Here is a 14683-nt window from a genome sequence, read left to right as displayed (position 1 = left end):
CGACTTACAGGCCAAATATGCCGAGGTTGTTTCGGAACAAGAGGCGTGCGCCCTTATATCGGCGAACGCTGAGCTATAGCTGGGTTAGGGACAGAAGGTAGATATCAGCCATCTAAATTCTCAACCGACCATAAACCCGCCTACACGCAGAAACACCGAAGTAGTACGTGGTCTTGAAAAATGACTAGCAGCTTTCAGCGTTTAATTGCCAAGAGCAGGCAGTCCCGTTCCGGCCCAAAATCTGCCATGGCACCTGATCCAGGACGACGGCCGATTAGGCTTTCAGCCAAAATAGACTGTTCCAATTGGAACGCTGGCAAACGGTGTCCGACGCCAACGGCTCTACCCGGGCGAAAGCAGCTTATTTGGGGTTTGGGATTGCGCGGACCGGTCCCAAAGCGTTACGGATGATCGTCGCTCATCCGTTTTTAGGAGCGAGCCGAACACAAAGATGAGCGCGGTGCCAATCGCGTAAACCGGCAATGCCGCATCCCAGGCCGACTTAAACACTGAATTTCCAAGATTTTTACGCGGGCGTTCTAATCAGAACGCTGATTAAAACGCACGCTGCAAACCCGCTTTGGGCAGCAAAGGCGTTATCACCTAAGTCATTGAAATCATTGGAGCGGGCGAAGGGATTCGAACCCTCGACCCCAACCTTGGCAAGTGACCGGTCTACAGCAATATATTGATATACAACAACAATTATGGACTTGTGCAAATCCGTTTATGTTACGTTTACAAAAACTAGCATTGCGACCCGACGGCATAAACGCATTTCGAAATGGGCGGTGACCTGTTAAAAATAAGAGTTTGCATCACAACGAATAGTTACGCAAAAACCTGAAATGGGCGATGTCACACTTACACCTTTGCATTTTTCTGTTCGGGGCGCACTCACGCGCGGCATTGCAGAAATGGGATACGCGCCAAGCAATCAAATTTTATCAGAGCGCTTGGGCGAAACTGTCGAAACAATAGAGCAGACTCTACAGCAACTGCATGAAGCGCACGCTTTGCAATTGCATCCGCATCGTTGCAAACCATGGGTCGTGCATCCATTCGCCCTTTCGCCGGGTTCTTGCTGGGTGCAATCGGGCGATCGTGGATGGTGGGCAAACTGCGTGTATTGTGGCATGGGTATAGCGGCAGCGCTTGAGCAAGATGTTGAAATTCACACGCGCATGGGTGGTGAACAGGAACCCATCGTAATCCATGTGACCAACGGCAAAATTCAAGAAGAAGAACTCCTATTACACCTTTCGACACCCGTTAGTGAATGGTGGGACAATGTCATTCATGCCTGCGCTTCATTTCAACCGTTCCGTTCAACAGCAGATATCAACGCTTGGTGCGCTCGCCACGACCTTCCACTGGGCGCCGTTGTTCCATTACCAAAAATGTGGAGTTTTGCGGCAGATTGGTATGGAGATTATCTTCGTACGCCTTGGAAGAAGCGAACGGTCGAGGAAGCAAAAGAACTGTTTTTGAAACACGGTTTTACAGACCCGTTTTGGCGATTGGATGCGTAAGTGTCCACGCCACCCCAAGCAGGTCAACTTCTCCATCTTAACCCGCTGAACAGTCGAGAGTGACACACCCAGTTTCCCAGCGGTTTTCCGTATCAACAAACCATAATCTAGCAATGTCAGGATTCGCTAAGGGCGATCGACTTAGAGCGATCTTTCACCCTAGCGATGGCGTCGCCCGATTCCCAGTTTTTGGCGTTGTTCCAGCAGAGTCCATCAACGTCCCTCAAAAACGACTAAATCCGTTTATGATCCGTTTATAGGTTTTTTGGGGGAAACTCGAAAAGGACTATTTTGTAAGTCCTTGATTTTCCTAGGAAAACTGGAGCGGGCGAAGGGATTCGAACCCTCGACCCCAACCTTGGCAAGGTTGTGCTCTACCCCTGAGCTACGCCCGCTCTGGCGGTCAGGTTCTTTAAATCCTGACGGGTGAGGCGCGCCGTTAGCATGGGGTATATTCCCCCGCAAGCCCCAAATATCGGCTTTTTGCGAAAACTGGGGTAATGCCTCTATTGTGAAACCCGTCTCTTTGCCCGCATAGGGGGGAAACGAATCCTGTGAATGGAGAATGCAGTGGCGACGATGGGCCTTACCACCGACGAGCAAAAAGCCGTTGAGCAATTCCGGAACGACGTAGTTACGCCGTCGATGGACAAATTGGTGATACTGGATTTCTGGGCCGAATGGTGCGGCCCATGCAAGCAGTTGACGCCAATATTGGAAAAGGTTGCTGCGGAATATGCCAATCGCGGCGTCGTTTTGGCCAAGATCAATGTCGACGAAAATAAGTTCATCGCGTCACAGTTTCAGGTGCGTTCGATTCCCACTGTCTATGCCATTTTTCAGGGACAGCCCGTTGCGGACCTGTCACCAGCACGCACCGAACCGCAGTTGAAGCAAATGCTGGACCAGCTGCTTGAGAAACTGCCGATATCCGCAGGCCCGGTTGCGGATGACCCCACAGCCGCCCTGTTGCCGCTGATTGAGGCTGCAGAAGATCTTTTGGCGCATGATGATGCCGAGCAGGCTTATGGGCTGTTTGCAGAGGCGCTGACGATATCGCCGGAGCATCCTGCCGCATTGTCGGGCCTCATCCGGACTCTGGCCGCGATTGGCCGTCTGGAAGAGGCACAGGCGGTTTATGATAGCCTGAGCGACGAACTGCGCGCCGATCCTGCACTTGAAAAGGCGGGATCGATATTGAGCATTGCCGCCGCTGCCGTCCCGCCGGAAGAATTGGCGGGTTTGAAAGCAGCCGTTGATGCAGCGCCCGAAGACCATCAAGCACGGCTTGATCTCGCAAATGCGTTAATGGCGGCTGGTGATCGCGATGGCGCCGCCGAAGCGCTGCTGCATATCATTGCAGCGGACCGCGAATGGAATGACGGCGCGGCAAAGGCGCGGCTGCTGGAAATATTTGCCGTGATTGGCCTTGAAGACCCATGGGTGTCTTCAACACGCCGCAAATTGTCTGCGATCTTGTTCGGATGACCACGCGCCGTATCTCGATTTTCCCACTCACCGGGGCCATTATTTTTCCGGGTATGCAATTGCCCCTGCATATTTTTGAGCCACGCTACCGTGACCTTGTCGGCGATTCGCTAGCGCGTGACCGCAAAATCGGCATGATCCAGCCAAAAGGCCAAGGCGCCAACCCGCCGCTGTTCACCGTCGGCTGTCTTGCTCGTATCCATGATGTCGAGGCGCTCGACGATGGCAGGTACAATATCATTCTGGAAGGCGTGCAGCGCTTTTCGATCGTGCATGAGCTGAATGTCACCACCAACTTTCGGCAGGTCGAAGCCGAGCTTTGGGAAGAAGACGAAATTGGCGACGCCCTATCGCTGGCGGAACGCGCCTCACTCGAAATCGAATCGCGCCGCTTTGCCGAAGCGCAGGGCTATAGTGTCGATTGGAGTGCAGTGTCGCAGCTGGATGATTATTCGTTGGTCAACGCCATCGCCCAAATCGCGCCATTTGACTATGCCGCAAAACAGGCCTTGTTGGAGGCACGGGGCTTGTCAGACCGCGCAGATACGATCGTGCAATTGATGCAATTTTTCGGACGGCATGACGGATCGGACGACCGGGTAACGCTGCAGTAATCAGCCGGCGAAGCTTGCGCGCAATCCATCAATGACAAACTGCGCTGCAAGCGCGCCGAGGAGTACACCAAGAAGCCGTGTGATAACAGCCTCTGCATTTGCGCCCAGCACCCGCATGATCGGGCCAGCAGCCAGAAGCGCCAGCAAGGTGAGCACCAACACGGTGGCAAGCGCGCCAAGGATCACGCCTGCGCGATCCATGCCGCTATTTTGCGACATCAACAGCATGACCGATGCGATGGAGCCTGGCCCAGCAATCATAGGCATGGCCATAGGAAAGACCGAAACGTCTTCTATTTCGGGGGTATCGAGGATTTTCTGCGCGCGTTCTTCGCGGCGTTCGGTGCGCTTTTCAAAAACCATGTCGATGGCGATGAGGAACAGCATGATGCCGCCAGCGATTCGGAAGCTGTTCAGTTCAATGTGCAGTGCCGAGAGCAATTGTTCGCCAAACAATGCAAACACCAACAATATGCCCGACGCGACGATGACGGCGCGAAACGCCATATTGCGGCGCTGCGCGGCATTTGCGCCTTTGGTCAGGCTCGCATAAATTGGCGCGCATCCCGGAGGATCGATCACCACGAAAAATGTGATGAAGGCCGAGAGGAACAGCTCCATCATAATGAAGCGGCCACCTGATCGGTAATCACGGTCTCCGTCGCTTCACCGTTCCACAATTTGATTTCAATGGTGCGCGCGCCATTTGGGTGCACGACCCAACTATAGCTTAGTGACTGATCCCGCGCATAACCGATCTTCATTTTCGCGCCCTCGGGTGGCGCCAGCGGCATTGCGGGCGCACGGCCCTTGCAACTCGCAACCTTGGTCTCAATCATTTCCTTCGCCATGCGCGGCGCGGTTAGGGCGTCGCCATGATCCAGCACCCATTTCCATTCGCCATCGCCGCGATTGTTCGTTTCGACAAATTCCCACACGGTGGTGAAATAGCCAGTCGAGCCATCGGGCCGTTGCCATGCGCCTGTCGTGACGCCGGTTTTGCCGTCGCAGGACATATATGCCTTATGCGGTTGCCACTTCACCGATGCCATCGGATCAGCCTTGCCCTTTAGCCATTCGGACGCAGCGACAGGTTGCGGCACAAACATCACCGCATCCTTTGCAGCCGTTTCGCGAAATGCCGTCCACTGGCCCTTTTGTTGGGCAAGCTGGTTAAACGCGATGTCCGCCGCGATGATCGCACTTGGATTGGCAATCTTGGGTTGGAAACCGCGAAACTCTGGAGCCGGGGCAGAGGCGCAACCCGTTAACGCCGCAGCAAGTGTGAGGGCGAAAATAGGTTTCATGCGGTCATATGCCTTCCGGCACTATGATCCCTGCACGGCGATGCGCGGCGACCAGAGTGTTGCGCAACAGGCACGCAATCGTCATGGGGCCAACGCCGCCCGGCACAGGTGTGATTGCGCCAGCATGATGTAATGCCTCATCAAAGGCAACGTCGCCGACCAGCCGGCCCTTGCTTTGCCCATCAGCAGGCGCAAGGCGGTTGATGCCGACATCGATGACCACTGCGCCCGGTTTCAACCAGTCGCCCCGCACCATTTCAGCGCGGCCGACGGCTGCGACAACAATATCCGCGCGCCGCACCACATCGGACAAATCCTGCGTGCGGCTGTGCGCGATGGTGACGGTGCAATTTTCAGCGAGCAACAATTGCGCCATTGGTTTGCCAACAATGTTGGAACGTCCAATCACGACAGCATTCTTACCGGACAAATCGCCCATATGGTCTTTTAAGAGCATGAGGCAGCCCAAAGGCGTGCACGGCACAAAAGCATCCTCACCCACCGCAAGCCGCCCTGCATTGACCACATGGAACCCGTCGACATCCTTGGCAGGGTCAATCGCGGCAATGACCGCCTTGTCATCCATATGCGCCGGCAAGGGCAGCTGAACCAAGATACCATCAACAGCCGGATCTGCATTGAGTGTTTCGACCAACGCGATCAGTTCATCCTGCGAAACCGAAGCGGACAGCTTATGTTCAAAGCTTTCCATCCCCGCTTCGACCGTCGCCTTTTTCTTGGACCCGACATAGACTTGGCTTGCAGGGTCTTCGCCCACCAGCACAACTGCAAGGCCAGGGCTTCTGCCTGTTTTGGTCACAAAAGCAGGGACTAAAGCTGCGATCCGTTGGCGCAAATTGGCTGCAAAGGCTTTGCCATCAATGATCATAGCTGTGCTCACATGCCCGCCATTGAGATATCACTGGCAAGGCCCATCAGAAGCATCTGCAGAATGCGCAGCCCGATCAGCAATACCATTGGAGAAAAATCAATCATGCCGGTGTCAGGCAGGATTTTGCGGATGGGCCTTAAAAATGGGTCAAGAATGACATTCAGCGCTTGCCAGATTGACGAGACAATATTGTTCGAAAGGCTGACAACGTTAAACGCGAGAAGCAGGCTCAAAATGAACTGAACGATGACAACCGTCGACAGGATCGTCATCAGATAGCCAATAATGGAAATGAGCGCGAGAAGCATGATATTCTCCGGATAGGTCTGGCGTTGGCAATTAGCCGAGCCAAGGCGCTGTATCAACACCCTAAAACAGCAATGGCCGATTTCACTTATGGATCAGCGTGCCCGCACCCTTCACAGTGAACATTTCGATCAACATCGCATGGCTCGTGCGCCCGTCGAGGATGACCGCTGCGTCCACGCCCGATTGGACCGCATCAACGCAGGTCTGGATTTTGGGAATCATGCCGCCGCTAATCGTGCCATCACTTTGCAGCTTGGCAATCGCCGCAGGATCCAGATCCGTCAGCAGCTCGCCCGATTTGTCGAGCACGCCGGCAACATCGGTCAAAAGGAACAGCCGCGATGCACCAAGCGCACTCGCCACTGCGCCCGCCATAGTGTCGGCGTTGATATTATAGGTATGCCCGTCTGCGCCGACGCCAATGGGCGCAATGACCGGAATCATGCCGGCGGCGCTGATCGTATCAATAACGCTGCGGTCGACCGTCGTCGGTTCGCCGACAAAACCCAAATCGATATTGCGTTCGATATGGCTGTCCGGATCTTTCTGCGTCCGCTGAACCTTCGTTGCGGTAACAAAGCCGCCGTCTTTGCCGGATATGCCAAGCGCCTTGCCACCCGCTGCGTTGATCCAGCCGACCAGTTCTTTGTTGATCGCGCCTGAAAGCACCATTTCAGCGATCTTCGCCGTTTCAGCGTCGGTGACGCGCAAACCATCGACAAATTGGCTTTCAACGCCCAATTTTTTGAGCATGGCACCGATTTGCGGGCCGCCGCCATGAACGACGACGGGGTTAATGCCGACGGCTTTTAACAACACAACATCATCGGCGAAATCGCGCGCCAAACCAGCATCGCCCATCGCATGGCCGCCATATTTTACGACAAAGGTCTTGCCCGCGTAACGCTGCAAATAAGGCAGAGCCTCGGTAAGCGTTTCCGCTTTGGCCAGGTTGGCGGGATTAATCGTCATGCGGACCAACGGCCTTGGCGTCCGTACCATCCAGCCTATGGCCGTAGCTAACAAAGAATGTGATGAGCACTGGCACCATGATCATGCTCAACACGACCTTGGCCAGCATTTGGCCGAGCAGCAAGTCCGTGATCGGAAACACACCATAAAAGGCAATGCTTACGAACAATAAGGTGTCGATGATCTGCGATAGCACCGCGGCGATGGCGCCGCGCAATGCGACATATTTACCTACGGTGCTTTTCAAGCGATCGAACAGATAGACGTTGAGCATTTGCGACACGCCATATGCAACGATGCCTGCGACCCAAATACGCGGCGTCTGCCCCATCATGGTGTTGAACGCATCAAGATATTTGCCGTCCATCTTCGGTGACGGGGGCAATGAAAGCACAAGCAAAGCGAGCAATATCGACGCGATCAAGGGAATGAAGCCATATTTGACCAATCGGTCCGCAATAATCTTGCCGTGCAAAGCTGCCACCGCGCTGGAAAGGATGACCAGCAAAAGAAACGGAAAGATGCCCGCTTCTACCGCCAGCGGCCCTAAAGAAACTTGTTTATTTCCAAGCACGCCAGCAATGCACACCATGCCGCCGTAAATGATTGAGAACATAAAAAGCGATTTCGGGATACCTCCCTCGGTCGCGCGTGATGTAGTCTGGTCAGTCATATGAAACTGACTAGCGTCTAATTTTATTGGCGCAAGGCCAACGATGGCGCTAGGTATCGCTGCAATATATCAGGGTGGGGATTTTATGCATATTTTATTGAGCGTTGCTGGGATGGCCTTAATTCTCGCTATCGCCATTTTGCTCTCGTCAAATCGGCGCGCCATCAAGTTCCGCGTGGTTGGCGCAGCCTTTGCCTTGCAAGCAAGCATCGCTGCCCTCGTCCTCTACACCTCATGGGGTAAAGTCGCGCTCAATGCCGCATCTACCGGCGTTTCGAACCTGCTTGGCTATTCGGCAAAGGGCACAGAATTCATTTTTGGTCCACTCGCCTCTCCCGAAATCGGCGGCAACAGCTTTGCGATTGCGGCGCTTCCCGTCATCATCTTCTTCGCGTCGCTGATCTCGATCCTCTATTATCTGGGCATCATGCAATATGTCATCCGCTGGATCGGTGGCGGTTTGCAAAAGATTACCGGCATTTCAAAAGTCGAAAGCCTGTGCGCTGCGGCCAATATTTTCGTGGGCCAGTCAGAATCGCCACTGGTCATCCGCCCCTATCTGGCCAGCTTGAAACCGGAACAGCTTTTCTGCGTCATGACCGTGGGCATGGCGGGCGTTGCCGGCACCATATTGGCTGCTTACGCATCCATGGGCATCCGCATCGATTATCTGCTCGCAGCAGCATTCATGTCCGCGCCGGGCGGAATTTTGATGGCGAAGTTGATGATGCCCGACATGCCCGCAGTGGTGCTGGCCGAGGGCGATCCTGCGCTCGCCAACCCGCACCCTGATGATGAACCGGTCATGGTCCATGATGATGGCGACGAAAAACCTGCCAACATCATCATGGCCGCTGCCCAAGGCGCACAAACCGGCGTTAAGCTGGCGGTGGCGGTTGGCGCGATGGTCCTGGCTTTCGTTGCCTTAGTCGCGCTGGCCAACGGCATATTGGGTGGCATCGGCGGCTGGTTTGGTCAGCCGGACCTGAGTTTCCAGCAAATTGTTGGCTATGCTTTTGCGCCCGTAATGTTCCTATTGGGCGTGCCGTGGCATGAAGCGATTCAGGCCGGCGGCTTGTTCGGCACCAAAATCGTTCTGAACGAATTCGTCGCCTTCATTGATTTGGGCGCACTGAAAGAACTCTCCGTACCAACGGTCGGCATCGTCACATTCGCCTTGTGCGGATTTGCCAATTTCAGTTCGATTGCCATTCAAATGGCCGTGACGGGAAGCCTTGCGCCAAACCAGCGGCCTATGATTGCCAAGCTGGGCTTGAAAGCGCTGGCTGCCGGATCGCTTTCGAACCTGATGAGCGCGGCGCTGGCTGGTTTGTTCCTGTCTTTGGGCTAGTTAATTTTCGCCAGCTGCCCGCTTTAATTCATAAAGCAGGTCAAGCGCAGCGCGCGGGCTAAGCGCGTCGATATCAAGGCCAGTCAGCTTTTCACGCAAGGCATCGACCTTGGCTTCGGCAGCGTCGAGCGCGGCGCTAAACAATGGCAGGTCACCCAGACCCGCGGCCAGACCGCCTGTTTCGGCGCGCCCTTTTTCGAGTTTCTCCAGCACGGTCTTTGCCCGCGACACAACTTGCGGCGGAAGCCCGGCAAGCTTTGCCACCGCGATACCGTAACTGCGGTCAGCGGGGCCATCGCCAAGCTCGTGGAGCAAGACGAGGTCGCCCTTATACTCCTTGGCACGGACATGGTGCAGCGATAGCGCATCGAGGCTGTCCGACAACCGGGTCAGTTCGTGATAGTGCGTTGCGAACAGGCAGCGGCAGCGATTGGTTTCGTGAATACCTTCGACAACCGCCCATGCAATGGCAAGGCCATCATAGGTCGATGTGCCGCGGCCAACCTCATCCAAAATCACAAAGCTGCGTTCGGTTGCCTGCGCAAGAATGGCCGCCGTTTCGACCATTTCGACCATGAAGGTCGACCGGCCGCGCGCAAGGTTGTCCGACGCGCCGACGCGGCTGAATAGGCGGTCAACAAGGCCAAGCTTGGCCGATGTCGCGGGGACATAGCTTCCGGCCTGTGCCAGCAAAACGATCAACGCATTCTGCCGCAGGAAGGTCGATTTACCGCCCATATTGGGGCCGCTGACCAGCCACAGCCGCTTATCGGGCGACAGCTTGCAATCATTGGCAATGAACCGGTCGCCCGATTTCGCGAGCGCACTTTCGACCACCGGATGTCGGCCGCCTTCGATTTCAAGGCATGGGTGGCTAACAAAAGATGGACGGCACCAATTGCCCTCTGCAGCCCGTTCCGCAAGCGCCGCCGAAACATCGATCCGCGCCAAGGCGTCGGCGCTGGCGGCGATGGCATCCCGCCGCGTGAGCACAATCGCGGTCAGCTCCTCCAAATGCGCGGCTTCAGCAGCCAAGGCATGTCCACTGGCCTGTGTGATGCGCATGGCCTCTTCATGAAGCTCAGGCGAGTTGAAGCGGACAGCGCCGGCCATCGTTTGCCGGTGCGCAAAGCCTGACCCGGCTGCCATGAGCGCATCGCCATGCTTGGCGGGTACTTCGACAAAATATCCCAGAACGGCATTATGCCGGATCTTAAGCGCAGCCACGCCGGTCGAATCGCGATAGCGCGCCTCCAATTGGGCAATCGCCTGCCGCCCGTCACGGCCAGCCGAACGCAGCACGTCCAACGCCGCATCATAGCCTTCTGCAATGTAACCGCCCTGCGCGGTGTCAGTGGGCGGGGAGGCAACAAGCGCACGGCTGAGTATGTCCACCATATGGCCGTGGCCATCCAACATCGGCAGCAATTGGTCGAGCAATTGGGGGCGGTCGGCCATGGCGCCCAATCGCTCCCGCAGATGGCGCGCGGCATCCAACCCATCGCGAATTTGCCCCAAGTCACGTGGACTGCCGCGTCCGGCAACGACACGTCCCAATGCGCGAGCGATATCCGGCAATTGCCGCAAAGCGGACCGGACGGCATCGCGGGTCAACGGCGCGTCATGGAACCACTGCACCAGCGACAAACGCGCTTCGATGATATTTTGGTCCATCAATGGCGCAGACAGGTCTGACGCCAGCTGGCGTGCGCCGGCACCCGTTATCGTGCGGTCAACCTCAGCCAGTAATGACCCGGCACGTGCGCCTTTGTTCGCTGCGCTGATTTCCAGGCTGTCGCGCGTTGCTTGGTCAATCAGCAAATGGGCATGCACTTCACGCCGGACCGGCAGCTTAAGGAAGGGCATGTTGCCCTGCCCGACATGCGCCAGATAGGCGATGAGCCCGCCAGCGGCCGCCTGCTCAGCACGCGTGACCGCACCGATGGCATCCAAGGTCGAAAGCGCAAAATGCTGCTTCAACAGATCGCCGCCGACGATGCTTTCAAAGTCAGCGCGCGGACGAATGATTGCGCCCGCAAGTTGTTGCGCCAAACCATCCGGAACAACAAGTTCGCTGGCGGACAGGCGTGCAAGCTCGGCTTCAAGTGCGCTCGCCGCGACGGTGACGAGTTCGAAATAGCCGGTCGAAATATCCGCTGCCGCCAGACCATATTCGTCACCCACCGGCGCGACCGCGACGAGCATGTTTGAAGTCCAGCTGTCGAGCAAGCTGTCCTCCGTCAGCGTGCCTGCCGTCACGAACCGGACAATGTCGCGCGCCACCAATGTCTTGGAACCGCCGCGCGCCTTGGCATCTTCGGGGCTTTCGGTTTGCTCCGCAATCGCGACGCGGTGCCCGGCCTTAATGAGCCGCGCCAGATAGCCTTCGGCTGCATGCACCGGCACGCCGCACATCGGAATCGGCCTACCATCATGTTCGCCGCGCGATGTCAGCGCGATATCCAATGTTGCAGCAGCAGCGCGCGCATCATCGAAAAATAGCTCAAAAAAATCACCCATGCGGTAGAACAACAGGCAATCCTCGGCCTTCGCCTTCAGCGCGAGATACTGCACCATCATTGGTGTCGGTCCCGATGTTGCTTTCATTGTCCCCGTCATGGTCAATGCGATAGCGGAGCCGTTCCTGCGGGGCAATGCTTGCCCTAGCGGCACCACCGCGTTAGGGCAGTTTATATTATAAAATAGGGTCAAAGCCAAAAATGAACGATAGCGATGTCCAGATTACAGCTCAGGAAGCTTTGGATTTCCATTCCCAAGGCCGCCCGGGGAAAATCGAAATCGTGGCGACCAAACCAATGGCCACGCAACGTGATTTGTCGCTCGCATATTCGCCGGGTGTCGCAGTGCCGGTGCAGGCCATTTATGACGATCCGGCAACGGCCTATGATTATACCGCAAAGGGTAATCTCGTCGCGGTTATCTCAAATGGTACAGCGATTCTTGGCATGGGCAATTTGGGCGCATTGGCATCCAAGCCCGTGATGGAAGGCAAGGCGGTGCTGTTCAAACGCTTCGCCGATGTTGATTCGATCGATATCGAGGTGAAGACCGAAGATGCACAGCGTTTCATTGACGCGGTCGAACTTCTTGAGCCGACCTTTGGCGGCATCAATCTTGAGGATATCGCCGCGCCCGATTGCTTCATCATTGAACAGACGTTGAAAGAACGGATGAATATTCCGGTCTTTCATGATGACCAGCACGGCACCGCCATCATCGCGGCGGCAGGATTGATCAATGCATGTGAGCTTACAGGCCGTTCGTTGAAAGATATAAAGGTCGTCTGCAATGGCGCAGGCGCAGCGGCGATTGCCTGCACCGAGCTGATCAAAGGCATGGGCGTCCCGCACGACAATGTCATTATGTGCGACCGTTCCGGCGTGATTTATCAAGGCCGTACGGAAGGCATGGATCAGTGGAAATCAGCGCATGCCGCAAAAACCACTACGCGCACCTTGGCAGAAGCGATCGTCGGCGCAGATGTGTTCCTTGGCCTTTCCGCCGCCAACGCGTTGAGCGCCGACATGGTAAAGACGATGGCCCCTGAGCCGATCATTTTTGCCATGGCGAACCCCGATCCCGAAATCTCGCCACCTGTAGCGCGCGCCGCGCGGCCCGATGCGATCATTGCGACGGGACGGTCTGATTTTCCAAATCAGGTCAACAATGTCCTGTGCTTCCCCTTCCTGTTCCGCGGGGCGCTCGACGTGCGCGCCACGACGATCAACGAACCCATGAAGATTGCGGCATCGCATGCCTTGGCACAATTGGCGCGTGAAACCGTGCCCGAAGAAGTGGCGGCAGCCTATGGCGGCATGATGCACAAATTCGGGCGTGATTATATCATCCCGTCGCCATTCGATCCGCGTCTCATGGAAATCGTCGCCTCGGCCGTGGCAAAAGCAGCAATGGATTCGGGCGTCGCGCAAAAGCCGATTGCCGATATGAACGCCTACCGCGCGAGCCTGCGCGCGCGTCAAAACCCGACGACATCCGTTCTGACCCAAGTTTATGCAGCCGCACGGGCAAAGCCAAAGCGCGTCATTTTTGCCGAAGCCGAAGAAGACGTCGTGTTGCGCGCCGCCGTTCAGTTCAAACAAGATGGCTATGGCGTTCCCGTGCTGGTCGGACGCGATGCGCGCGTTACCGAAAAACTGATCGGACTCGGCGCCAATCCGGACGAGTATGAAATCCATAACAGCGCCCAAAGTCCACTGGTCGAGAAAATGGTCGACCGGTTATATAGCCGCTTGCAGCGTCGTGGTTATCTGCGCCGTGATATTCAGCGAATGGTCAACCGCGACCGCAACATCTTTGGCGCACTGCTGCTGCAGATGGATCAAGCTGATGCGATGATCACGGGCGTCACGCGTACCTTTGGTCAAACCCTGCGCGAGTTACGCCGTGTGCTTGATGCCAAGAAGGATGCGACACCGTTTGGCATTCACGTGATGGTTGGAAAAACACATACGGTGTTTATCGCCGACACCACGGTCAACGAACGCCCGACAGCAGAAGAACTTGCCCATATTGCCGAGAAAACCGCTGGCGTTGCCCGCCGCATGGGCCATGTCCCGCGCGTGGCGTTCCTGTCATTCTCAACCTTCGGCAACCCGGCTGGAAACTGGCTCAATAATATCCGCGATGCCGTTGCCATATTGGATGCCCGCCGCCCCGACTTCGAATATGAAGGCGACATGCCGCCGGATGTTGCGCTCAACCCAGCGTTGATGAAAAACTATCCGTTCTGCCGTTTGTCCGGACCAGCCAACGTGCTGGTCATGCCCGGACTGCAATCGGCAAACCTGTCGGCAAAGCTGTTGCGCGAATTGGGCGGGGACCAAGTCATTGGACCCATGCTGCTGGGTATCGAGCGTCAGGTGCAGGTGGCCACAATGGCGTCAAGCGCCGGCGACCTGGTGACCTTGGCGGTACTTGCTGCGGCAGGTGTCACCGAATAATCGGCAGGAAAGCGGGGGCGATGGTCCCCGCCTTTTCGATATCGTGATGTTACGTCAGAATCAGTTCGGGCTGTTCGGCGTTGAGCCTTGACCACTGCCTGCGCCGACAGCACCGATATTGCCGAAGATTTCTTCAAAGAAGCTCTTGTTGCGGCCAAGCGTCGGCGTTTTTTCGCCTTCAGGGCTGATTTTTGAAATAAGTTCTTTGCCCGTTTGCGCAACCGATGCGACATTTCCGGCCGCGTCAAACCGGACCTTCAGCACATATTGCGAATCTGCCTTTGGCTGCGAGAACGCCAGCTGCTTTGCGTCGCGTGAATAATAATACCAGTCGTTTTGATCGAACTGACCGACAAATGTCGGGCGGCCAAGCGATGCCTGAACCGATTCCCTGTTGTCGACGCCGGGTTGGATAGAGTTCAGCAAGGTCTGGTCACCAATATAGCCCTGATGCGAGCGAAGGCGGGTGCAGCCAGACGCCAATGTCATAGCGGCCAATAATGCTGCAAAACCTGCAATTTGCGTCGCGCGCATAAACTTCTCCGCTAATCCACTAAAGTTGG

At 56.1% G+C, this 14683-nt stretch carries 13 protein-coding genes and 1 tRNA gene; 5 read left to right on the top strand and 9 right to left on the bottom strand.

The annotated features are described in order from the left end of the window. Positions 1-848 precede the first annotated feature (848 nt). On the top strand, positions 849-1532 hold the full coding sequence (gene merB / locus ACIQ5B_RS06745; protein ID WP_397598347.1) for an organomercurial lyase: 684 nt from the start codon (positions 849-851) through the stop codon (positions 1530-1532). A gap of 320 nt (positions 1533-1852) precedes the next feature. On the opposite strand, the gene ACIQ5B_RS06740 is transcribed toward merB, so the two are convergent. Further along, positions 1853-1927 (bottom strand) — tRNA-Gly (locus tag ACIQ5B_RS06740). A 163-nt stretch (positions 1928-2090) separates the two neighbouring features. Here ACIQ5B_RS06740 and ACIQ5B_RS06735 point away from each other — a divergent pair. Continuing rightward, complete coding sequence (locus ACIQ5B_RS06735) at positions 2091-3020, top strand: tetratricopeptide repeat protein (protein WP_397598346.1); 930 nt, start codon at positions 2091-2093, stop codon at positions 3018-3020. Further along, on the top strand, positions 3017-3634 hold the full coding sequence (locus tag ACIQ5B_RS06730) for an LON peptidase substrate-binding domain-containing protein (protein WP_397598345.1): 618 nt from the start codon (positions 3017-3019) through the stop codon (positions 3632-3634). The genes ACIQ5B_RS06735 and ACIQ5B_RS06730 overlap by 4 nt, the downstream gene beginning before the upstream one ends. Here ACIQ5B_RS06730 and ACIQ5B_RS06725 read toward each other — a convergent pair whose 3' ends face one another. The 6 genes from ACIQ5B_RS06725 to ACIQ5B_RS06700 form a co-directional block, all read right to left on the bottom strand. Beyond that, a complete protein-coding gene (locus ACIQ5B_RS06725; protein WP_397598344.1) occupies positions 3635-4258 on the bottom strand; it encodes a MarC family protein in 624 nt (207 codons plus the stop codon). Further along, positions 4255-4941: a hypothetical protein gene (locus ACIQ5B_RS06720; protein WP_397598343.1), complete on the bottom strand. Its 687-nt coding sequence runs from the start codon at positions 4939-4941 to the stop codon at positions 4255-4257. Before ACIQ5B_RS06720 ends, ACIQ5B_RS06725 begins: the two co-directional genes overlap by 4 nt. Positions 4942-4945: 4 nt before the next feature. Continuing rightward, on the bottom strand, positions 4946-5830 hold the full coding sequence (folD, locus tag ACIQ5B_RS06715) for a bifunctional methylenetetrahydrofolate dehydrogenase/methenyltetrahydrofolate cyclohydrolase FolD (protein WP_397598348.1): 885 nt from the start codon (positions 5828-5830) through the stop codon (positions 4946-4948). Between the two features lie 8 nt (positions 5831-5838). Continuing rightward, entirely contained in the window at positions 5839-6141 is a 303-nt protein-coding gene (locus ACIQ5B_RS06710) for a YggT family protein (protein ID WP_397598342.1), read from the bottom strand. Positions 6142-6223: 82 nt separating this feature from the next. Then, positions 6224-7114, bottom strand: coding sequence for an acetylglutamate kinase (gene argB / locus ACIQ5B_RS06705; protein WP_397598341.1), 891 nt, complete (start codon positions 7112-7114; stop codon positions 6224-6226). Continuing rightward, complete coding sequence (locus ACIQ5B_RS06700; RefSeq protein WP_397598340.1) at positions 7104-7787, bottom strand: queuosine precursor transporter; 684 nt, start codon at positions 7785-7787, stop codon at positions 7104-7106. Before ACIQ5B_RS06700 ends, argB begins: the two co-directional genes overlap by 11 nt. Positions 7788-7872: 85 nt before the next feature. On the opposite strand from ACIQ5B_RS06700, the gene ACIQ5B_RS06695 reads away from it, so the two are divergent. Further along, positions 7873-9138 carry a NupC/NupG family nucleoside CNT transporter gene (locus ACIQ5B_RS06695; protein WP_397598339.1) on the top strand — a complete coding sequence of 422 codons (1266 nt, stop codon included), beginning with the start codon at positions 7873-7875 and terminating at the stop codon, positions 9136-9138. Here ACIQ5B_RS06695 and mutS read toward each other — a convergent pair whose 3' ends face one another. Beyond that, positions 9139-11757: a DNA mismatch repair protein MutS gene (gene mutS, locus ACIQ5B_RS06690; RefSeq protein ID WP_395628914.1), complete on the bottom strand. Its 2619-nt coding sequence runs from the start codon at positions 11755-11757 to the stop codon at positions 9139-9141. Between the two features lie 101 nt (positions 11758-11858). Here mutS and ACIQ5B_RS06685 point away from each other — a divergent pair, with 101 nt between their 5' ends. Further along, complete coding sequence (locus ACIQ5B_RS06685) at positions 11859-14120, top strand: NADP-dependent malic enzyme (protein WP_395628915.1); 2262 nt, start codon at positions 11859-11861, stop codon at positions 14118-14120. A 60-nt stretch (positions 14121-14180) separates the two neighbouring features. Here ACIQ5B_RS06685 and ACIQ5B_RS06680 read toward each other — a convergent pair whose 3' ends face one another. Beyond that, positions 14181-14654, bottom strand: coding sequence for an outer membrane protein assembly factor BamE (locus ACIQ5B_RS06680; protein WP_333570116.1), 474 nt, complete (start codon positions 14652-14654; stop codon positions 14181-14183). Between the last annotated feature and the right edge of the window lie 29 nt (positions 14655-14683).

It is taken from the genome of Sphingorhabdus sp. (genome assembly GCF_044374345.1).
In the GTDB taxonomy this organism is placed as follows: Bacteria; Pseudomonadota; Alphaproteobacteria; order Sphingomonadales; family Sphingomonadaceae; genus Sphingorhabdus_B.
This window is presented reverse-complemented; position numbering and strand designations above follow the sequence as displayed.